Here is a 21,908-nt window from a genome sequence, read left to right as displayed (position 1 = left end):
AACCATCGAAGGCAGTGCCGGCAGATTTACAGTCTGCTCCCTTTGGCCACTCGGGAACCCCTCCAGGGTATTTTTATACTTAAGTGATGATTTCCCAACACATCCCTCAAGTGCGGAGCGCATCATAGCAAACTCATAAACACTGTAAAGAGTTTTTCGTCTAATTTTGAGTTGAATGATGCCTTTTTGGACAAAGCAGCGGTGAAATAAACACTTTGCTCGTTTATTGAACGGATTTATTTGCGAATAGTGTTGAAGGATTTACATTCCTTGACGTTATTCACTGATATTTACGAGTAAAATATTCAATAGATAATTCTGGAAGAATACTTAACGATGAAAAATAAACTGCTTTTAAGCTTACTGACGGTCTCTATTTTAAGCACTTCGCCTACCGTTTTGGCAAAACGCCCACAGGGTCCTCAGGCTGTAACCGTCGTTACTGAGCAAGTTCAAACCCATCAAGTTTCACAATCACTCTCTTTAGTGGGTAAATTGGAAGCGGCTCAGTCGGTTATGGTTTCTCCTGAGACAACCGGTAAAGTTGAAATAATCGCAGTGACAGCGAATCAAGAAGTGAAGCAAGGTCAGCTACTGATTCAACTTAATGATGATAAAGCACGTGCCGCAGTAAAAGAGGCGAAAGCGTATCGAAAAGATGAACAACGTAAGTTGAAAGAGTTTGAGCGTTTGGTTAAGCGTAATGCGATTACTCAAACCGAAATTGATGCGCAAAAAACCAGTGTTGAAATTGCACAAGCGCGCTTAGATGCGGCGAATGCCAACCTGAAAGATCTCCATATTAGTGCCCCGTTTGATGGTACGGTCGGCTTTATTGATTTCAGCCGAGGTAAAATGGTTTCGGCAGGGACTGAGTTACTCTCTCTTGACGACCTGTCGATGATGGAGCTTGATCTGCAAGTGCCAGAGCGCTATTTGGCGCAACTTGAGCGCGGAATGAAAGTGACTGCAACGACCAGTGCTTGGGGTGAACGTATATTCCAAGGTGAAGTGGTTGGGATCGACTCTCGTATCAACCAAGAAACCTTAAATCTTCGTGTTCGCATCAACTTCCCCAATGATGAGCTTAAGCTAAAGCCGGGGATGTTGGTTTCGGCGGATATGGATTTTCCAGCAATTAACGCACCGATCATCCCAGTTCAAGCACTTGAGTACTCAGGTACTAAGCGTTATGTGTATGTCGTTAGTCAAGACAATGTGGCTACACGTACCGAAGTGATTCTAGGCGCTCGTATTGAGAACCAAGTGGTGATCAATAAAGGGCTGAATATTGGCGACAAAATTGTCGTACAGGGCATTGTTAACATGCGTGATGGCGCAAGTGTCAAAGAGCAGGGCAGCGCGCAACAGAAGCCGCAAGCAAAAGGTGACAAATAATGTGGTTGTCTGATGTATCGGTGAAAAGACCGGTCTCTGCGCTGGTTTTAAGCTTGCTATTGTGTGTGTTTGGTATTGTTTCTTTCTCGAAGCTTGCTGTACGCGAAATGCCAGATATTGAAAACCCTGTCGTGTCGATCAGTACTCGCTACGAGGGGGCGTCGGCGACCATCATTGAAAGCCAAATTACCTCAATACTTGAAGAGCAGTTGTCCGGTATTAGTGGTATCGATGAAATCTCTTCGACTACGCGTAACAGCATGTCGCGTATTACGATTACTTTTGACCTCGGTTATGACCTCAATACCGGGGTGAGTGATGTCCGTGATGCGGTGGCCCGCGCCCAGCGTTCATTGCCCGAAGAATCTGATGATCCGATTGTGTATAAAAACAATGGTTCTGGAGAGGCGTCACTCTATATCAACCTTAGCTCGACTGAGATGGACCGAACTCAACTGACCGATTATGTTGAACGGGTATTGATGGACCGGTTTAGTCTATTGACAGGTGTGAGTTCAGTGGATATTTCCGGTGGTCTCTACAAGGTTATGTACGTCAAGTTAAAGCCTGATCTTATGGCAGGGCGTGGTGTAACAACCGCAGATATAACCCAAGCACTGCGCAGCGAAAACCTAGAAAGTCCGGGTGGTGAAGTACGTAATGATCAAACCGTTATGTCGGTACGTACCGCGCGTACTTATCAGCAAGTGGAAGATTTTGAATACTTAGTAGTACGCCGTGCCAGTGACAATACGCCGATTTACTTAAAAGACATCGCTGACGTTTATATTGGTGCTGAAAACGAAAATTCCACCTTCAAAAGTGATGGTGTGGTGAACGTTAGCTTAGGTATTGTGCCGCAATCAGATGCTAACCCACTTGAAGTGGCAAAGCAGGTGCATAATGAAGTAGAGACGATTCAAAAATTCCTACCAGATGGCACTCGTTTAGCGGTTGACTATGACTCGACGGTCTTTATCGAGCGCTCGATTGAAGAAGTATATAGTACGCTGTTTATTACCGGTGGCTTGGTTATCCTTGTGCTGTATGTGTTTATTGGCCAAGCACGGGCAACGCTGATTCCTGCGGTGACAGTGCCAGTATCACTGATTTCCTCTTTTATTGCCGCCTACTACTTTGGTTTTTCAATTAACCTCATCACCTTAATGGCGTTGATCCTATCGATTGGTTTGGTGGTGGATGATGCCATCGTGGTGGTGGAGAATATCTTCCACCATATTGAACGTGGTGAAAAACCGCTGCTGGCGGCCTATAAAGGGACACGTGAAGTTGGCTTTGCCGTTGTAGCGACGACGTTAGTGTTGGTGATGGTCTTTTTGCCAATCTCATTTATGGATGGCATGGTTGGTTTGCTGTTTACCGAGTTTTCGGTCTTGCTGGCAATGTCGGTGATCTTCTCATCATTAATCGCTCTAACCTTAACGCCAGTTCTGGGCAGTAAAATATTAAAAGCCAACGTGAAGCCGGGGAGATTCAATAAATTTATTGATCGTTTGTTCTCTCGTTTAGAAAGCGGCTACCGTAAAACATTGGCTTATGCACTGAAAGCAAAATGGGCTGCGCCTTTGGTGATCCTTGCGTGTATGGGTGGTAGCTACGCCTTAATGCAACAAGTTCCAGCACAGTTAGCGCCAAGTGAAGACCGTGGTGTGATATTTGCCTTTGTTCGTGGTGCCGATGCCACCAGTTACAACCGTATGTCCGCCAATATGGAAGAAGTTGAAGACCGCTTGATGCCATTGCTTGGGCAAGGATTCTTGAAATCATTCTCGATTCAATCACCGGCATTTGGTGGTATGGCGGGAGACCAAACTGGTTTCGTGATCATGATTCTCGATGACTGGAATGATCGCACCGTTACCGCGCAGCAAGCTCTTGGTGAAGTGCGCAAGGCATTAAATGGCATGGCAGATGTCCGTGTCTTCCCGTTTATGCCGGGCTTTAGAGGCGGCTCAAGTGAGCCAGTGCAATTTGTCTTAGGTGGTTCAGATTACCAAGAGCTAAAAATGTGGGCAGAAAAGCTTGAGCATTTGGCTGAGCAATCACCCTATATGGAAGGGGCTGAGATTGATTACTCAGAGAAAACACCTGAGCTATTGGTCACAGTTGATAAACAGCGCGCGGCAGAGCTTGGCATCAGCGTGGCAGAAATTTCCGATACTTTGGAGATCATGCTCGGCGGTAAGCGTGAAACGACGTTTGTAGAGCGCGGCGAAGAGTACGATGTCTATTTGCGTGGTGACGAGAACAGCTTCAATAACGCGGCGGATCTAACTCAAATATACATGCGTACGGCTTCCGGTGAGTTGGTGACGCTTGATGCGATCACCAAAATTGAAGAAGTCGCTTCTGCGGTGCGTTTGTCGCATTACAACAAGCAAAAGTCGGTAACGGTGTCTGCAAACTTGTCGGAAGGCTATACCTTGGGCGATGCGTTGGATTACTTAGACCAGCAAGCGATTGATAACCTGCCGAGTGATATCAGTGTGAGTTACTCTGGTGAGTCAAAAGATTATAAAGAGAATCAATCGAGCGTATTGGTTGTGTTTGCATTGGCGCTGTTGGTGGCTTACCTCGTGCTTGCCGCGCAGTTTGAAAGCTTTATTAACCCGCTGGTGGTGATGTTTACCGTTCCAATGGGGGTCTTTGGTGGCTTCCTCGGTCTGTTTATCATGGGGCAGGGCTTTAATATCTATAGTCAGATCGGCATGATCATGCTTATTGGTATGGTAACCAAGAACGGTATATTGATTGTTGAGTTTGCTAACCAGTTACGTGACCGTGGTCTTGAGTTTGAAAAAGCGATTATAGATGCCTCTGCGCGTCGTCTTCGCCCTATTATGATGACGGCGTTTACGACCCTCGCTGGTGCTATACCATTGATCGTTTCAACGGGAGCCGGTTATGAAAGCCGCGTCGCGGTGGGTACGGTGATTTTCTTTGGCATGGGCTTTGCCACCTTGGTCACCTTGTTTGTTATCCCAGCAATGTATCGTTTGATTTCAGCCAGCACGCAAGCGCCAGGTCATGTGGAAGCAGAGCTAAATCGCGAGTTGGACCATGATGTTAAAGGTCGAGTCTCTCACGGAGAGCTATAACGGCTTTGCTAAGTAAAATGTAATTCAGAGAAAAACATAAACAAAAACCGAGGCAAAATGCCTCGGTTTTTTAATCTTACTTGAATCGAAATATCGAACAACAATACTCAACATAAAACTGTTGAGCTAAATCGCGGCTTAAGCGGCGTCTTCTTGTTGAGTCTCTTCAGTTGCGTCTGCAACCGCTTCAACTTTCTTTGCTTTCTTAGGCGTAGGGCGACGTTTTGCACCCAGTGCGTATAGCACTTCTTCTTTATTTTGCGCTAAGAACATTGCCAAGTCTTCTTGCTTCGCTTCGTCTTCTAGTAACTCACTTTTACCTAATAGTCCGAAAAGCTCGTCTGCCATATCAAGCATTTTGTCGTATGCGTCAGCGTCCGCTTTAGAGGTAAAAGTCATTTTCTCTTCTCCGTTGCGTTCTACCACGTACTTAACGATTACAGCCATGGTTATTCCTCTAGCTCTAATGAATGTTTAATTACTGGCTTTTTATACAGTTTTTGACCAGTGAAGTCTATACCCTTGCTACTTGAAGCTGCTGCACTGTTACTGGTGCTTAAAAAACTCATCACACAGTGTGTCTGTGTTTAGAGGCTTTTTCCCGCGGGTTGCTTACCGGTAACTTTAGGTGTTTTGGGTCAATATAAAGTTTAAAAATGCGACCTAAGTGCTAGCCAACGGCTCAGCTTCTATGCTGGCTATCCCACTGGTAACAAAATTCAATAAAAGTTTTTAGCAATGGGTTTTGGTATTTTTCTTTATGGACCAATAGCCAGAAACGACGCTTCATATCCAGTGGTAGCTCAATGGTTACTACTCGACCATCTTGAATTGCAGGGGTGGCTGCAAGACGTGACAGGCAGGCCAAGCCAAGCCCAGCAGAAACACAGTTAATTAACGCTTCAGTGGTATTGAGCTGAAATGCTTCGTGCCATTGTTCGATGCGCGGGGCTATAGCACGTAAGAAAAACTCCCTCGATCCTGAGCCGGCTTCGCGCAAAATCCAATCGCTATTTTCAAGGTCGCCCACCGTGGGTAAACCTAGTTTGGTGAGTGGTGAGTTTGGGCTACAGATGATACACATTTCATCTTGGCTAAATGGTGTGGAAATCAATTCAGGGTGCAGTGTTTTACCTTCGATTAATGCTAAATCGAGTTCATAATCGACCAATTTTTCACAGATCAAAGCTGAATTTGAAATAAACAAGCTCTGTGCATGATGCCCAGTTTGTTGGCGAAAATCACTTAGTAGGTATGGGGCAACTTGATTGCCGATTGTATCACTGGCACCTATGCGCAGTTTCCCGGTGAGTACTGAGTCATCTTCAAGTACCAATTCAATATCTTGTACACGGTGCAGTAACTCATCGACCAGCGGCAGCAGTTTTAGCCCTTCTTGGTTGAGAACGAGGCGTTTGTTGACGCGATCAAACAGAGAATGCCCTAATTGCCTTTCAAGTTCGGATAGTGCCATGCTAACCGCTGCTTTGGATAAAAATAGCGCCTCGGCAGCTTCCGTTAAAGTGTCATAATGATTAATAGTGGAAAAAACTTTGAGTTGTTTTAACGAGATATTCACTGCCATAATTTGTGTTTAGTATTATTGAACTTATGTTCTAAATAATTAGATATAACTAAACAAAACACAAGCGTAGAATCAGCGTCAGAACAGAAAGATATGAAGAGTGTGAACCATGATCAAAGCGACAAAAGCAAAAGTATTCGGCGCGCCAACACCAATGGCAGGTCTTGCTCTCGGTATTGCTAGCCTAGGCTGGTGCTGGGAAAATGCCGCTCCGCTGAATGGTTATGGACAACTGACAGGTGCCGTTATTGCCTCGCTACTGCTGGTGATTTTAACGGTTAAATTTTTATTTCATCGCCACCTACTGGCAGAAGATCTTGCTCACCCAGTGGTGGGTAGTGTCGTGCCAACATTTGCCATGGCCACTATGGTGGTGTCTAACGCGCTAGGAAAATACTTTCCTATGGCGGGTGATGCGCTTTGGCTGGCGGCGGTGGTTTTACATATTGCGTTCCTAGCCAGTTTTGCCTATCACCGAGCAAAAAGTTTTGAGCTTCACCATATGGTGCCAAGTTGGTTTGTACCGCCAGTGGGCATTGTCGTTGCTGATGTGTCATTTTCAGGAAACCCGCATTTAGCCTGGGTTGCTCAAGCGACACTCCTCTTTGGTTTGGTGGCTTACGCAGTGATGCTACCAGCAATGATCTACCGTTTGATCTTTGCTCAAGAAATTCCTGATGCAGCGAAACCAACCTTGGCGATTATGGCGGCGCCAGCAAGTCTATCATTAGCAGGTTACCTCAGTGTTACCGCAACACCTTCTCCTGTGATTATTGGTGCGTTGTTTGGTATTGCTGTGTTGATGACAGTGGTGATTTACTTAGCGTTTATTAAACTGCTTCGCTTACCCTTTAGTGCTGGTTTTGCTGCCTTTACCTTCCCAATGGTGATTGGTTCCACTGCACTATTTAAATTGAGTGCGTGGATGGTCAACATGAACATTGCCGACCACTACGTGTCTCAAGTGCACTTACTGGCGGTTGCTGAGCTTTGGATTGCCACATTAGTGGTGGGTTATGTTGCTGTGCGATATTTCCATTTTTACCAACCGCATAAAGTGGTTATGCGCCGCGGGGAATAGCCAACCCTAGCTTAGGGTCATTCAGAGAACTAAGCTTAATGGGTAAAAATACTAAGGAAAATTTGGCTCAGATGGCAAGAGGACCTATACCTTTTGTCGTCTGAGCAAAGAAGCTGCAACCTCGCGCAAACTCCAGTAAATTCGACAGTAAACTCCCGCCACATATGCTAATCTCAGGCTCATTTAGCAAACCATTTGAGCGTACATTTTGTTTACTGTTTATCACTCCAATCAAGTCGATATTTTAAAATCGCTACTTGTTGAGCTGGTCAAGATTGACCCGCTTGAGAATCCTTTCGATAAAGAACAAATTCTGGTGCAAAGCCCAGGTATGTCTCAATGGTTGAAAATGTCACTCGCCAAAGAATTTGGCGTGGCAGCCAACATTGAATTCCCCCTTCCTGCGACGTTTATCTGGAACATGTTTACTCAGGTGTTACCTGACGTTCCTCAGCGCAGTGCGTTTAATAAAGAGTCGATGGGCTGGAAGTTGATGCAAATTCTACCGGGTTTGCTCGATAAGCCAGAATTTGCCCCTTTGCAACGTTACTTAACCGATGATCACGACAGCTCAAAGCTGTATCAACTATCGGAAAAAATTGCCGATATCTTTGATGGTTACTTGGTATACCGCCCAGAGTGGATTGCGAGCTGGGAAGCCGGGCAAGTGGTGGCTGAAATTGGTGATGAGCACCCATGGCAGCCTATTTTATGGCAAGCTTTGTATGACCATACCATTGCACTTGAACAATCACCTTACCACCGCGCCAACCTGTATGAGCACTTCATCGATAGTATTGAAAGCTATCAAGGAAAATTAGATGGCTTACCACAACGCTTATTTGTGTTTGGTATTTCCTCATTGCCGCCGCGTTATATGGATGCACTTAAAGCTTTGGGTGAACACATCGATGTGCATTTAATGTTTACCAACCCATGTCGTTATTATTGGGGCGAAGTGCGAGACAGAAAATTTCTTGCCAAGTTGGCCGCCAAGCAGCGTAAGCATTTAGTTTGGCGTGATCAGCAGTCACAAATTGAAGGGGAAAGTGAACAGCTTAAAGGCAGCATTGAAGATAACGTCGCTGATGAGCTGCACACCGATGTGGTCGGCAATAGCTTACTTGCCTCGATGGGTAAACTGGGGCGCGATAACATGTATTTATTGTCGCAGCTTGAATCTCATGAAATCGAAGCGTTTGTTGAGATTGAACGTGACTCGCTACTGCATCAACTGCAAGCGGATATCCTCAATCTTGAAGAGCATCAAGATGATCAGTTGCTCACATCTAGCCATCACAAACAAGCCGTTGAAGCGAATGACCACTCATTGACTCTGCATGCTTGTCATAGCCCAATGCGTGAAGTGGAAGTGCTGCATGACCAGTTACTGGCGATGTTTGATGCCGATCCAAATTTAAAACCGCGTGATGTGATTGTCATGGTGGCAGATATCAACGCCTACAGCCCTGCGATTCAAGCCGTATTCGGTAACGCGCCGGGTGAACGTTTTATCCCTTATTCCATCTCTGACCGAACCGCCGATCAAGAAAGCCCAATCTTGGCGGCCTTCATGCAATTGGTGAACCTTGCTAATACTCGCTGTCTAGCGTCTGAGTTACTTGAATTGCTTGAAACACCGACGATATTGAGTCGCTTTTCGTTAAGTGAAGATGAGTTCTTAAAAGCCAAGTTATGGGTTGAAGAGTCCGGTATTCGATGGGGCTTAAACCCAGCCACGGGAGCTGAATTTGATTTGCCAACGACTGCGCAAAACACATGGCAGTTTGGTATTGAGCGCATGCTCCTTGGTTATGCCATGCCTGAATCGGCAGGCTTGTTTGATGACGGTGAACAAACCCTAGCGCCGTACAACGAAGTGCAAGGCATGGGCGCTGAGCTGGCTGGTAAACTGGCGCACTTTATTGAAACCGTCACCCATTACCGTCAGCAGTTATCACAAACTCAGAATATTGAGAGTTGGCGTCAGTTGCTCACCACCATGTTGGATGATTTTTTCAATGTGGAGTTGGAAGGTGAAGTGGCGCTTAAATCGATTCGTGATACGTTATCGGCACTGAAAGATCAGTTACAAGACGCCGCATTTGAGCAGGCGCTAGCGCCAAGCATCATTAGCCAGTATTTACATAATAAGCTGTCAGGTACGCGGGTTAGTCAACGCTTCTTAGCGGGACAGGTGAACTTCTGTACCTTGATGCCAATGCGTTCAATCCCGTTTAAAACCGTCTGTTTGTTGGGCATGAACGATGGTGTCTATCCACGTTCAATGCCGCCAGAAGGGTTTGATTTAATGAATGGTCGAACTCGCGCAGGCGACCGTTCGCGCCGTGATGATGACCGTTACCTCTTCTTAGAGGCGATTCTTTCTGCCCAACAAAGCCTATACATCAGCTACGTTGGGCGTTCCATTCAAGACAATACTGAGCGAGTGCCTTCAGTATTGGTGTCGGAATTACTCGAGTATTGCCATCAAAATTACCATTTAGTCGGTAATGAAGCGCTTAGCTGTGATGACTCCGGTGACTTACTACTGGCGCATTTACATCGTCAACACACCATGGTGCCCTTTAGCCCGGCGGCATTTAGCCAGCAACAAGCTGAGCTTGGCTATTCCAGTTACGCCAAAGAGTGGCTACCTGCGGCGAATCGACAAGGTCAGCGCAGCGGTGAATTTAACCGTGAGCTGAGTGAGTATTTACTGGATGCCACTTACCCGCTTGAGTTGGATATGGTTGAGCTGCAACGTTTTTGGCGCTTACCGGTACAGTATTTCTTTAACCGCCGTTTGAAAGTGACCTTTGAGCCACCACTGCCGATCTTACCCGATGATGAGCCCTTTGTACTCAATGGGTTAGAGAGCTATCAGATGCGTGATGCACTGCTCAATGACTTGCTGGTCAGTGGCGGGAATGCAGAGCCGGTTGTGCAACACTTTGTTGCTGAGCAAAGAGCGCAAGGTAAATTACCGGTTGCCGCTTTTGGTGATATCGAATTTGAAACCAACCGCGTACAGGCTGAACAAATGGTTGAAGCGCTAACCTTTGTTTGCAATGCACCCAGTGATGATATCGAAATCAAACTGAGTTTGGATGTGCTTGGTGATGACAAATTGGTTCATTTACAAGGTTGGTTAACACAGAGCTATCAATCCGGTTTAGTCCGTTATCGCAGTGGAAAAATTCGCCCACAAGATTACTTATCGGCTTGGATTGATCACTTAGCCATGTCAGCGATGGGAGTGGCAAAACGTACTCATATGCTTGGTTATGATCGCAAAGAGGGTGTGATTCACCTTATCTATCCCGCAATTGAAGATCGTCAGTTTGCACAAAGCCTATTGTCAGAGTTGGTGCGCCTGTTTTATCAAGGCATGACTAAACCCTTGGCATACTTTCCAAAAACCTCGTTGGCTGCGATTGATGCTGGCTTTAGCCGTGGTGGGGAATGGGCAGATGATGAAGAGAAATCATTGAAGAAAATGATTGATGCCTTTAACGATGGCTTTATTAGCCAAGGCGAAGGGAATAACTCTTACATCGCGCGTATTTGGCCGCAATGGAATGATGGATTAGCACAAGAAGTACGCCAGTTGGCTGCATTGGTTATCCAAGCGCCGAGACTGCATATGCGTGAAGCGAATGATGCTTAGGTTTGAGGTGTACAGGGAAAAGTGGGTGGCCGCCAGGAAATCATTATTAATGTGTAGGGCGTTTACTGTACGGCCACAGGTCAGAGGGACCATTATTCGGTTGGTTCAACGGTAAGCTGTCGCTTCCTGAACTCGTGGCGCGGATAGTAAAGCCTAACGGGTTGATGTTCTGTGAGTCGCATCGCATAAAGTTAAGTGGGCGCGGGAAATCGCCAGTAAAGATTCAATATCACGGTTAGATCACAACGAACTATGTGATCTATTTGATTTAAAAGTTACATAAAGGTTTGATTGTTATGACATCTTCGTCAGTTGTCACATCGTTAGATACCATGCAGTTTCCTTTGCATGGTGCTCGTTTGATAGAAGCTTCTGCGGGTACTGGTAAAACTTTTACCATTGCAGGTTTGTATCTGCGCCTATTACTGGGTCACGGTAGTGAAGAGTCACGCCATCAAGTGCCGCTCACGGTCGATCAAATCTTAGTGGTGACGTTTACCGAAGCCGCCACCGCAGAATTGCGTGATCGTATCCGCGCAAGAATCCATGATGCACGTATTGCCTTTGCACGTGGTGAAAGCAGCGATCCTGTCATTCAGCCTTTACTTGAAGCGATAAGTGATCACCAACAAGCTGCCACCATTTTACTGCAAGCAGAACGGCAAATGGATGAGGCGGCGGTTTATACCATTCACGGCTTTTGTCAGCGAATGCTGACGCAAAATGCGTTTGAGTCGGGTAGCCGTTTTGACAATGAATTTGTCACCGATGAAAGCCATTTAAAAGCTCAAATTGTGGCTGACTACTGGCGTCGTAACTTCTACCCACTACCATTGAAATTAGCGGGTGAAGTGCGCTCGATTTGGGGCTCACCCGCGGCACTGCTGCAAGACGTTTCAGGGTATCTAACCGGTGCACCGCTGCAATTATCAGTGGCGGCAATGCAAGGTGACTTAGCATCACTACACCAAGATAATCTCGCTAAAATTGACCAGCTAAAAGCGCAGTGGCGAGAGTGCCAACAAGATCTGCTCGCTCTGATTTCAGCGTCTGGTGTGAACAAGCGCAGCTACAGTAAAAAATCTCTACCAACTTGGCTTGAGACGGTGTCATTGTGGGCAAGTAGCGAAACCACCAGCTACGATTTCCCTGAGCAGTTAGAAAAATTTGCACAAAATGTATTAGTTGAAAAGACGCCGAAAGGCGATGCACCTCAGCATGAGGTTTTTGTCGCGATTGAAGCGTTTATCGCTCAACCGATCAGTTTAAAAGCGCCGCTTTTAGCCCACGCGATTGAACAGTGCCGAGCACTATTGGCTAAAGCGAAGCAACAAAAGCAGTGGTTGTCATTTGATGACCTGCTGACTAATCTTTCTGCCGCGATTGACAGTGATGATTCGGGCTTACTTGCTGAACGGATTCGTCAGCTTTATCCGGTAGCGATGATTGACGAATTTCAAGATACCGACCCACTGCAATACAGTATTTTTAGCCGTATCTATATTCAAAACCCTGAATGTGGTTTGTTTATGATTGGTGACCCAAAACAGGCGATTTACGGTTTCCGCGGCGCGGATATTTTTACCTATATCAAAGCCAGAAATCAGGTTTCTTCACACTTTACTCTAGGGACGAACTGGCGCTCGAGTGCCGACATGGTTGCGGCGGTAAACCAAGTGTTTGAACTGCCCGATAGCGCGTTCATTTATGATCAAGACATTCCCTTTCATCCAGTTTCAGCTAGCCCTAAAGCGGAGTTGAGAACTTGGCAGCTCAATGGCAAAACTCAACCAGCATTGACCTATTGGTTGCAAGAAGCTGACGATAAACCACTGGCAAAAGGGGAATACCTTGATGCTATGGCACAAGCCACCGCCGACCAAATCCAGACAATTTTAACCGCTTCTCAGCAAGGTAACGCGCAATTTACCACCGCGAAAGGCGCGGATGCGATTCAAGCGGGTGATATTGCCGTTTTGGTGCGTACCGGTAATGAAGGTCGGATGATTAAGCAAGCGTTGGCAAAGCAAGGCATTGCCAGTGTTTACCTATCAAACCGTGATAGCGTTTTTAACGCCTTAGTCGCGCAAGATGTACAACGTTTGCTGCAAGCGGTATTAACCCCAGAAAATGATCGCGCCCTGCGTGCCAGTTTAGCCTCCGAGCTGTTTGCCCTTGATGCGGGGAGCTTGGATGCCTTGAATAACGACGAAACCGCTTGGGAAAACGCCGTCAACGAATTCAAAGAATATCGTAAATTGTGGGTTCAACGTGGCGTATTGCCGATGTTGCGAGCGGTGATGAGCAAGCGTCATATTGCTGAGCGACTACTAGAAGAAGAGAGTGGTGAGCGCAATCTGACCGACTTAATGCACCTTGGTGAGTTGTTGCAGCAAGCCAGTGGCGAGCTTGATAGTGATCACGGCTTATTGCGTTGGCTAGCACAAGCAATAAGCGATGCTCAAAATGGCTTAGGTGGTAGTGATGATCAAATCCAGCGTTTGGAATCTGAACGTAATCTGGTGCAGATCGTCACTATTCACAAATCAAAAGGTCTGGAATATGACTTAGTATTTTTGCCATTTGTGCTCAGTTATCGCGAAGCCAGTGAAGCCAAATATTATGATCCGCAATTGGATCGAACCATCCTCGATATCACCAAAGATAAAGCAGCACTGGCGCAGGCAGATAAAGAACGCTTAGCGGAAGATTTGCGCCTTATTTATGTGGCGCTGACTCGCGCTGTTTATGGTTGTTTTATTGGTGCAGCGCCGCTACGTAATGGTCGCTCAACCAAAGAGCCGACGGGTGTCCATAACAGTGCAATCGGCTATTTGCTGCAAAATGGTCAAGCAGGGAGCATAGGTGAGCTAACCAGCGCGATTGAGAAACAGACCCAAGGGTTAGATTGCGTTGATATGCAAGGCTTACCGGATTCACACTCGCAACCTTTTGTTGCCAATGATCCGGTGATTGAAATGCTTTATGCACGAGAGTTAGGGCAAGAAATTGATCGCAGTTGGCGTATTACCAGTTATTCAGGGTTGGTGAAGCAAGGTTCGCATCATACCTCACCATTTTTGGGTGATGACGCATCAAGTGAGTTGCTAAGGTTGGATGTGGACTCATCACAAGAGCAAGACGAGCAAGAGCTTATTGAGCCAGAACGTTCTATTTTCACCTTCCCGCGCGGCGCGAGACCCGGTACGTTTTTGCACACCTTATTTGAACAGGTGGAGTTTACCGAGCCAGCGAGCAGCGAAGCCAATCAGCAAACCATCATTGCTTTGATGGAGAGTGAGCAGTTGGATATTGAATGGCTGCCAATCTTACAAAAGCTGGTGGATACCGTGTTAGCGACACCGCTTGACGGTAAAGACCTGTGCTTGAATCAGAAAAGTGCATCACAACGATTGGTGGAGATGGAATTCTTACTGCCGATTGAAGTGTTAGCGTCTGCCGAGCTTAACCGAGTTATCCAGCGCAATGACCCACTCTCTGCTAAAGCAGGGGATTTAGGCTTTCAAACCGTACAAGGCATGTTGAAAGGCTTTATCGATTTGGTGTTTGAACATCAAGGTAAATACTACGTATTGGACTGGAAATCGAACCATCTTGGCAATGATATTCATGATTATCACGGTGATGCATTGCGAGACGCGATGGCTGATCATCGTTATGATCTGCAGTACCAAATATACGCCTTAGCACTGCACCGTTTTCTGCGCAGCCGATTACCTAATTATTCGTATGAGCAACATTTTGGCGGGGCGTATTACCTGTTTTTGCGGGGTATGGATGGGGAAGGAGAGCACGGTATTTTCTCTGCCAAACCCAGCTTGCAGTTTTTAACAGAATTAGACCAACTGATTGATGGTGAGACAATTGATGTACGCGGCAACTCTGCCGGACAAATGGTGCTAGACCTATGAATACGTTACTTGAAACCTTACAGCGTTTGGCGCAAAAAGGCTCGATCCGTCAGTTGGATTATCAACTGGCTCGCTTTATCTACAGTAAATCACAAAGTGCAGAGTTGGCATTTATCACCGGTGTCATCAGTAGTGAATTAGGTAAAGGGCACATCTGTTTACCATTGGCTGACGCACACGCACAACCGACCGATTTAGCCGCAAAGTTGGGGTTGTTTGGTGAGGCGGCATTAGAGCTAAATCAACAGTTGATCGCGGTCGATTGGCAAGCGCTGTTAACTCAATCTATTTGGGTCGCCAAATCTTACGCCAATCAAGACGGTAGTCATCACGTGGCGGGATTGCCGCTGGTGTTTGACGGCGAGCGTGTCTATTTACACCGTTATTGGCACTACGAAGTGACTTTAGCAGAGAGGTTGGTGAGCTTTGGGACACCGATGATCTTAAAGCCTACCGATGTACAAAAGCTGTCTGAACTACTGGATCATCTCTTTGCGCGTAGTTATCACTTTTTATATTCCGCCCTCAGCAAAGCCTCGCAATTAGGTGGGTTAACTCAAGTTCAGCGCCAGCAAATGGTGTGCGATCACTTGGATGTGGTCGACAACAGCCAATTAGATTGGAGTGCTATCGAACAAGTTTTACTGCAAGCCACCCGCGCAGAGCAGTTGTCTCCACTCGATGAGTTAGTACCGCAATCGGTGTGTGTTAACTGGCAGAAAGTGGCGGCAGCAATTGCGCTGACCAAACGCTTTGCGGTGATTTCAGGTGGTCCGGGTACCGGCAAAACCACCACAGTAACTAAGCTACTGGCAGCATTGATTGAGCAAGCACAACATGTGGACAGTAGTGCAATAACGGCACCAACCATTAAGCTGGTGGCACCAACAGGTAAAGCGGCGGCTCGTCTAACTGAGTCGATAGGTAAAGCGGTCGCAGAGTTACCTGTCAGCCCTGAGCTTAAGGCAGCGATTCCAACCGAATCGAGCACCATACACCGTTTACTTGGCGCTTTACCAAACAGTGCCGAGTTTCGTCACAACCAATCTAATCCATTACACCTTGATATTTTGGTGGTCGATGAAGCATCAATGGTCGATCTGTCAATGATGTATAAGCTGGTGGATGCGCTCCCAAAACACGCACGACTCATTTTACTTGGAGACAAAGACCAACTTGCTTCAGTAGAAGCGGGTGCGGTACTTGGAGATATTTGTTCGTTTAGCCAATATGGCTACAGTGCGACGCAAGGGGATTTGATCGCTCAGTTGTCTGGCTACAGCAGTTTGGCAAACAGCACTCAAAAGGGCAGTCGTGTCGGTGATAGCTTATGTATGTTGCAAAAGAGCTACCGTTTTGATGCACGATCTGGCATTGGTCAATTAGCCAAAGCGGTAAATTCGGGTTCTGCGTTTAAGCTTGATGCTGTCTGGCAAAGAGACTTTGATGATATTGCCCAATACCCATTAGATATGCAGCACTACAATCAGTTGATACAAACCATGGTGAGTGAATACGGTGGCTACTTAAAGCGCATTGCCAAGCGCGAGCTCAATGCCAATACTCAGCAACTTGAATCGGTCACTGAATTAGCCAAAGCAGGTTTAGATGCCTTTGCAAAATGCCGCTTATTGTGTGCGATTCGTGAAGGGGACTTTGGTGTGAATGGGCTTAACCAACGTATTGAGCGTGCTTTGGTAGCACGTAAGCTGATCCAAACTCAAGACGAGCTTTGGTATCACGGTCGACCAGTGATGATCACCCGTAACGATCATGCGTTGGGTCTGTATAACGGTGATATTGGCATCTGTATTCTGGATGACTCATTAGAAGAGCCACGATTAAAAGTCTTTTTTGAGCTGCCGGATGGCAGTGTTAAATCGGTATTGCCAAGTCGAGTGCCTGAGCATGAGACCGCCTACGCGATGACGATTCACAAATCACAGGGTAGTGAGTTTGAATTCACTTTAATGATCTTACCGAAAGAGTTTAGTCCTATTTTAACCCGAGAGCTGATCTATACCGGTATTACTCGTGCGAAAAAACGTTTAGCTATGTATGTACAAGCTGATGTGGTGAAGCGGGGCATAAAAGTGATGACAGAAAGAGCGAGTGGTTTAGCGGAGCGGCTAAAAAGCTAAAGTATGAAGATTAAAACCATCCTTGGTTGTTGCAGCAAAGCGAAGGTGAAAATTAGCTAAATGCGGTGGTAAACGAGATATTGCGGATTTTATATTGTGTTTGGCAGTTGAGGATAAAGCTTTTTAAGTTATCAGTGACGGGGAACACGCAGTGGACATTTAAGTCCGTTAGCAGTTCGTTTTCCGCCATATCCCAAAAGCTTTGTAGTGAGTTACAAATTACTGTTTTCATGACATTTGCTCTTAGTTGACGTTATTAATATCTACTTAAAGCATTCCGTGCGGTCTAGCAAAGCTAGTAAGTGTGATTCCAATCATGTTTGTTCGAAAAACGAGCGAATACTATACAATTATTGCTGTGAAATAAAGCGCATAATTTAAATATTAGACTAAAAAGACCACCTGAATCGGTGGTCTTTTATACGACATCGTTTGCTTAATATTTACGCACTCTGTTTTCAAATTGCATAAGTACAGTTTGCTTAGGTGCGTATAGCGAGAATTTTGGAGTTTCTTTGATAGTTGTATAGGTTCTTTTTCTGCGAAGGCAACGACTCTACGCCAACTTCATAGAAGCCTTGTTCCCTAAACCAGTGCAGACTGTGAGTGGTTAAGACGAACAACTGGTCAATGCCCTGTTGCTTACATTGCTGGCGCATGTGATTGAGTAAAATCAGTCCACGGTTGCCATCACGATACTCGGGATGAATCGCCACGCAAGCCATTTCAGCCATACTATCTTCTACATAAGGATAGAGCGCAGCGCAGCCAATGATCAGCCCATCTTTTTCAACAATGGTGAACTGGTGGATCTCTTGCTCTAGTTGTTCACGTGAGCGACGAACTAAGATGCCTTGTTCTTCCAATGGACGGATCAAATCTAGAATGCCGCCAATGTCATCAATTTTCGCTAATCTTACTCGCTCCGAACTGGCGTAGACTATTTGTGTCCCAATACCATCTAAAGAGAACAATTCCTGGATCAACGCTCCGTCCACTTTGTAGCTGACTAAGTGGCTACGTGGAACACCGGCTCGGCAAGCCGTGATTGCAGCACGTAAGAAACGTAGTGTGCCAGAAGAGTTATCGCTGGAGTGATCGACATCTTGTTCAAACGTTTTCAGAATTTGCTCAGCTTCTCGAGGGACCAATTCCGCAATCACCTCGTTATCTTCGTCGAGCACACCTTGCTCTGAACAAAAGCCAATTAATTTGTCGGCGTTGAGTCTTATGGCAACTTGGGTGGCTACTTCTTCAGAAAGTAGATTAAAAGACTCACCCGTCACCGAGCTGGCAATCGGACCTAATAGCACGATCGATCCTTGCTCAAGCATGCGATTAATGCCTTCAATATCAATTCGACGAATGCGCCCACTGTGGCAATAATCAACACCATCATCCACACCAAGTGGCTGGGCTATGACGAAGTTTCCGCTAACAACATTGAGTTGTGTCCCTGCCATGGGCGTATTGCTCAAGCTCATAGAAAGTTGGGCGGTGATTGCAAGCTGCAATTGACCTGCAGCTTGCATAACTAATGGCAGCGAGTGTTCGTCTGTTACTCTAATACCCTTGTGATAAGCGTTGTCTACAGAATTGTTAGATAGAATAGAATTGATTTGTGGGCGTGCGCCATGCACAAGGACTACCTTGACACCTAAGCTGTGAAGTAGTGCTAAATCACTGATAATATTTTTAAAATTACCATCAGCGACCGCTTCCCCGCCAAGCATTATCACCACGGTTTTTCCGCGATGAGCATTAACGTAAGGAGTCGACTGACGGAATCCTTTGACTAACGCCGTACTACGTATTTTCACAGAAAGTCCATTTTTATGAATTTGTATGTAATTATAGTGCAAATTTATTCTGAAATAGGCAAGTGTTTTTTTGGAATTGATATCCAATAAACTGACTATTGCATTGAGACCTTACAGCGCGCGTGCTATAGAGCATTTTTCCGTAAGGCTAGGTGCTATGAACGTTACAGTAAAAAACAGAACGGAACAGGGAAAAAAACAAGGATTGTTTTCATTCAAAAACAGATGGATGGAAGTGCTTATTTGGTTAGGTGCGCTTTTGTGTACTTATTTCATTTTTCAAGCCGCACTGATGCTTTATGGCAAGTACCAGCAAGCTTCATATCCAGAGTCCCTCATTTATGGGGTTTGGGTTGAACAAGATGTAGCACATTATCAAGCTGACCGATTGGTGATTAGCCAATCTGGTATCGTTGTTGATGGCGGTGTAGTGGATACTGATTTCCAATTTGATGGTGAGTATTTAGTCTATCACTCGGGCACTCAAGAGCGCCGATTTAAGTTTGACTATGAAAACTGGAATGAAATGACCATGCAAGTTGAGGGCGTTTACCAGCCCGTTTTTGTTAAAACTACTTTAAATTAACACTCTTTAACTATCACAGCATTGACGTTGATATTATGAGCCTGTCATGCTCGACATATCGCGTTTATGGATCCCTAAATAATGAAAAATTTCCTTCCGTTAGCAGCCGCTTCGTTGCTGTTTGGTTGCGCTCAGCCAACAGATAGAGCTCAGCAATATTTTGACCAAGAATTTGAGACGACTTTGAATCGAACTGAGCTGGTTGAATCAAACGTTACTCGAGATTTTACCGAGTTTGATAAACAGGCTGAGAAAGTGGTGGAGAAGTCACCATCAATGGCGAAAATCTATCAGCCTTTGTACGAGAAGCTGAACGAGTGGGTACTGGAAAGTGGTGATCCTAGCCAATTAACTCAGTTTGGTATTCAGACCGCCCAATTGGGTGGTGGTGATAAAAAAGGTAATGTGCTTTTTACTGGCTACTTTTCACCAGTGATGGAGTTGCGTCACCAGCCGAATGAGAAATTTAAATACCCAGTTTATGCAAAACCCGATTGTGATTCTAACTGCCCGACTCGTGCAGAAATTTACGCAGGTGCGCTAGATGGGAAAGGGTTAGAGCTTGGTTATGCCCCAAATATGATTGATCCGTTTTTGATGGAAGTACAAGGCAGTGGTTTTGTTCATTTTGAAGATGACGACACGCTGGAGTACTTTGCTTATGGTGGCAAAAACAATAAAGCTTACGTGAGTATCGGTAGAGTGCTGATTGAAAGAGATGAAGTACCTCGCGAAAAAATGTCGATGAAAGCGATCAAAGATTGGGTGTTAGCTAATGATGAAGCAACGGTTCGCGAAGTGTTAGAGCAAAACCCGTCATTTGTTTTCTTCACCCCTCGCGCCGACGCACCAGTAACTGGCTCGGCTGGCATTCCATTATTGGCGATGGCATCGGTTGCCGGTGATCGCTCAATCTTGCCTATGGGGACACCAATCTTAGCGGAGGTGCCGCTACTGAACGCTGATGGTACGTGGAGTGGTGCGCATCAATTACGTCTATTGATTGTGCTTGATACAGGCGGCGCGGTAAAACAAAACCACTTAGACTTATACCATGGTATGGGACCACGAGCAGGGACAGAAGCCGGTCACTACAAGCATTTTGGTCGTGTGTGGAAATTGGGTTTAGAAAATTCGCCGACTCAAGCGCCTTGGGCAATGCCGCCAGAGAAACAAAACTAAGTGATGTCGATGTTACCGTTGAGGTTTGCCAATGTACGCCAACACTGGTGGAGCTGCAGCTAGGACGACTATAGACATTTGAATCAAGAGTGCGTATAAAACGCACTCTTTGTTTTTGTAACCGATTTACGGGCTTAATTTATGCGTGAATTAGACACTCCAGCTTCTGATAATTACAACCAACGTTTTGGTGGTACTCGCCGTTTATATGGCAACAGCGAAGTGGAAATTCTCCGTGCCGCGCACGTGTGTGTGATTGGTATTGGTGGTGTAGGTTCGTGGGCAGTGGAAGCGTTAGCGCGCACTGGCGTGGGTGAACTTACCCTGATTGATATGGATGACGTATGTGTCACTAACATCAACCGCCAAATCCATGCGATGAGTGGTACCGTGGGTCAAAGTAAAATCGAAGTGATGGCTGAGCGTGTTAAGTTGATTAACCCTGAGTGTAAGGTCAATTTGATTGATGACTTTATTACGCCGGATAACCAGCATGAGTATCTGTCGAAAGAGTTCGATTATGTCTTGGATGCTATCGATAGCGTAAAAGCAAAAGCGTCACTGCTGGCTTACTGTCGCAGTAACAAAATCAAAGTGATTACTACCGGTGGTGCGGGTGGTCAAACTGATCCGACTCAAATTAAAGTTGCCGATCTGACTAAGACGATTCAAGATCCTCTGGCAAAGAAAATTAAAGATACCTTACGTCGCCACCACAATTTTCCAAAAAATCCGCAGCGTAAGTTCGCGATTGACTGCGTATTTTCGACTGAGCAGCTTAAATACCCACAAGCTGATGGCTCAGTGTGTGGCGTAAAAGCCACAGCTGAAGGTCCGAAACGCATGGATTGTGCCAGTGGTTTTGGCGCAGCAACCGTGGTAACGGCCACGTTTGGTTTTGTTGCCGTATCGCGCATTGTTGAAAAACTTGTGCAGAAGCACGCGAAGTAGGAGTAGCTATGTCAACGTTTCCTGCAACCCCGTTTGGTAACGAAATTACCGCAGAACAGATTGTTGAAACCATGCAGACAATGCGTGGTTGGGAAGACCGCTATCGCCAAGTTATCCAATGGGGTAAAAAACTACCTGTAATGCCAGAAGAATTTAAATCTGAGCAAGTGACGGTCTCTGGCTGTGAAAGCCAAGTTTGGTTGGTGAGCGAGCAAGTGGGAGACACTTGGTACTTTTGTGCCGATTCTGATGCACGTATTGTGCGCGGATTGATAGCTTTGGTACTGGCGGCGTATAACGGAAAAACAAGTAATGATATTCAAGCTTTTGATATCGAAAGTTATTTTGAGAAACTTGGATTGATTGCCCATTTGAGCCCTTCGCGTGGTAACGGCTTAAAAGCGATCGTTCAACAGATCAAGCAAGTGACGATTTAATCACCG

The 21,908-nt window shown here is 45.9% G+C and carries 14 protein-coding genes; 10 read left to right on the top strand and 4 right to left on the bottom strand.

The annotated features are described in order from the left end of the window. Positions 1–336: 336 nt before the first annotated feature. Positions 337–1,398, top strand: coding sequence for an efflux RND transporter periplasmic adaptor subunit (locus H2O73_RS17925; RefSeq protein ID WP_182110302.1), 1,062 nt, complete (start codon positions 337–339; stop codon positions 1,396–1,398). After that, positions 1,398–4,517, top strand: coding sequence for a vibriobactin export RND transporter permease subunit VexH (vexH, locus tag H2O73_RS17920; RefSeq protein WP_182110301.1), 3,120 nt, complete (start codon positions 1,398–1,400; stop codon positions 4,515–4,517). Before H2O73_RS17925 ends, vexH begins: the two co-directional genes overlap by 1 nt. 138 nt (positions 4,518–4,655) lie before the next feature. On the opposite strand, the gene H2O73_RS17915 is transcribed toward vexH, so the two are convergent. Together H2O73_RS17915 and H2O73_RS17910 are read right to left on the bottom strand one after the other, a co-directional pair. Continuing rightward, positions 4,656–4,964, bottom strand: coding sequence for a YebG family protein (locus H2O73_RS17915; RefSeq protein ID WP_182110300.1), 309 nt, complete (start codon positions 4,962–4,964; stop codon positions 4,656–4,658). A gap of 235 nt (positions 4,965–5,199) precedes the next feature. After that, on the bottom strand, positions 5,200–6,102 hold the full coding sequence (locus H2O73_RS17910) for a LysR family transcriptional regulator (protein ID WP_182110299.1): 903 nt from the start codon (positions 6,100–6,102) through the stop codon (positions 5,200–5,202). Between the two features lie 109 nt (positions 6,103–6,211). Between H2O73_RS17910 and H2O73_RS17905 the strand changes: the two genes are divergently transcribed. From H2O73_RS17905 to recD, 4 genes are all read left to right on the top strand, one after another. Beyond that, on the top strand, positions 6,212–7,183 hold the full coding sequence (locus H2O73_RS17905) for a TDT family transporter (RefSeq protein WP_182110298.1): 972 nt from the start codon (positions 6,212–6,214) through the stop codon (positions 7,181–7,183). 208 nt (positions 7,184–7,391) lie between these two features. Beyond that, complete coding sequence (gene recC / locus H2O73_RS17900) at positions 7,392–10,853, top strand: exodeoxyribonuclease V subunit gamma (protein WP_182110297.1); 3,462 nt, start codon at positions 7,392–7,394, stop codon at positions 10,851–10,853. Positions 10,854–11,149: 296 nt separating this feature from the next. Further along, entirely contained in the window at positions 11,150–14,785 is a 3,636-nt protein-coding gene (gene recB / locus H2O73_RS17895) for an exodeoxyribonuclease V subunit beta (RefSeq protein ID WP_182110296.1), read from the top strand. Further along, positions 14,782–16,926, top strand: a complete 2,145-nt coding sequence (gene recD, locus H2O73_RS17890) for an exodeoxyribonuclease V subunit alpha (protein WP_182110295.1) — start codon at positions 14,782–14,784, stop codon at positions 16,924–16,926. Before recB ends, recD begins: the two co-directional genes overlap by 4 nt. 52 nt (positions 16,927–16,978) lie before the next feature. Here the strand turns inward: recD and H2O73_RS17885 are convergent, their stop codons facing one another. Next, positions 16,979–17,158 (bottom strand): hypothetical protein, encoded by a 180-nt coding sequence (locus tag H2O73_RS17885; RefSeq protein ID WP_182110294.1) that lies wholly within the window; start codon positions 17,156–17,158, stop codon positions 16,979–16,981. Between the two features lie 250 nt (positions 17,159–17,408). Then, positions 17,409–18,746, bottom strand: a complete 1,338-nt coding sequence (gene argA, locus H2O73_RS17880) for an amino-acid N-acetyltransferase (RefSeq protein WP_182110293.1) — start codon at positions 18,744–18,746, stop codon at positions 17,409–17,411. 157 nt (positions 18,747–18,903) lie between these two features. On the opposite strand from argA, the gene H2O73_RS17875 reads away from it, so the two are divergent. The 4 genes from H2O73_RS17875 to csdE all read left to right on the top strand — a co-directional run bounded on the left by H2O73_RS17875 (position 18,904) and on the right by csdE (position 21,902). Then, positions 18,904–19,332 carry a DUF2850 domain-containing protein gene (locus H2O73_RS17875; protein WP_182110292.1) on the top strand — a complete coding sequence of 143 codons (429 nt, stop codon included), beginning with the start codon at positions 18,904–18,906 and terminating at the stop codon, positions 19,330–19,332. An 81-nt stretch (positions 19,333–19,413) separates the two neighbouring features. Further along, the gene (gene mltA, locus H2O73_RS17870) at positions 19,414–20,514 is read left to right on the top strand and encodes a murein transglycosylase A (protein ID WP_220457657.1); all 1,101 of its coding nucleotides are present in this window, start codon (positions 19,414–19,416) and stop codon (positions 20,512–20,514) included. A 141-nt stretch (positions 20,515–20,655) separates the two neighbouring features. Beyond that, entirely contained in the window at positions 20,656–21,465 is an 810-nt protein-coding gene (gene tcdA, locus H2O73_RS17865) for a tRNA cyclic N6-threonylcarbamoyladenosine(37) synthase TcdA (protein ID WP_182110291.1), read from the top strand. Between the two features lie 8 nt (positions 21,466–21,473). Beyond that, entirely contained in the window at positions 21,474–21,902 is a 429-nt protein-coding gene (csdE, locus tag H2O73_RS17860) for a cysteine desulfurase sulfur acceptor subunit CsdE (protein ID WP_182110290.1), read from the top strand. Positions 21,903–21,908 lie beyond the last annotated feature (6 nt).

Origin of the sequence: Vibrio marinisediminis, from assembly GCF_014050145.1 — a bacterium.
Lineage (GTDB): Bacteria > Pseudomonadota > Gammaproteobacteria > Enterobacterales > Vibrionaceae > Vibrio > Vibrio marinisediminis.
This window is presented reverse-complemented; position numbering and strand designations above follow the sequence as displayed.

Coding starts and splice junctions, on each gene's coding strand:
- H2O73_RS17925 (WP_182110302.1), top strand. CDS start 337: ATGAAAAATAAACTGCTTTTAAGCTTACTGACGGTCTCTATTTTAAGC.
- vexH (WP_182110301.1), top strand. CDS start 1,398: ATGTGGTTGTCTGATGTATCGGTGAAAAGACCGGTCTCTGCGCTGGTT.
- H2O73_RS17915 (WP_182110300.1), bottom strand. CDS start 4,964: ATGGCTGTAATCGTTAAGTACGTGGTAGAACGCAACGGAGAAGAGAAA.
- H2O73_RS17910 (WP_182110299.1), bottom strand. CDS start 6,102: ATGGCAGTGAATATCTCGTTAAAACAACTCAAAGTTTTTTCCACTATT.
- H2O73_RS17905 (WP_182110298.1), top strand. CDS start 6,212: ATGATCAAAGCGACAAAAGCAAAAGTATTCGGCGCGCCAACACCAATG.
- recB (WP_182110296.1), top strand. CDS start 11,150: ATGACATCTTCGTCAGTTGTCACATCGTTAGATACCATGCAGTTTCCT.
- recD (WP_182110295.1), top strand. CDS start 14,782: ATGAATACGTTACTTGAAACCTTACAGCGTTTGGCGCAAAAAGGCTCG.
- H2O73_RS17885 (WP_182110294.1), bottom strand. CDS start 17,158: ATGAAAACAGTAATTTGTAACTCACTACAAAGCTTTTGGGATATGGCG.
- H2O73_RS17875 (WP_182110292.1), top strand. CDS start 18,904: ATGAACGTTACAGTAAAAAACAGAACGGAACAGGGAAAAAAACAAGGA.
- mltA (WP_220457657.1), top strand. CDS start 19,414: ATGAAAAATTTCCTTCCGTTAGCAGCCGCTTCGTTGCTGTTTGGTTGC.
- tcdA (WP_182110291.1), top strand. CDS start 20,656: ATGCGTGAATTAGACACTCCAGCTTCTGATAATTACAACCAACGTTTT.
- csdE (WP_182110290.1), top strand. CDS start 21,474: ATGTCAACGTTTCCTGCAACCCCGTTTGGTAACGAAATTACCGCAGAA.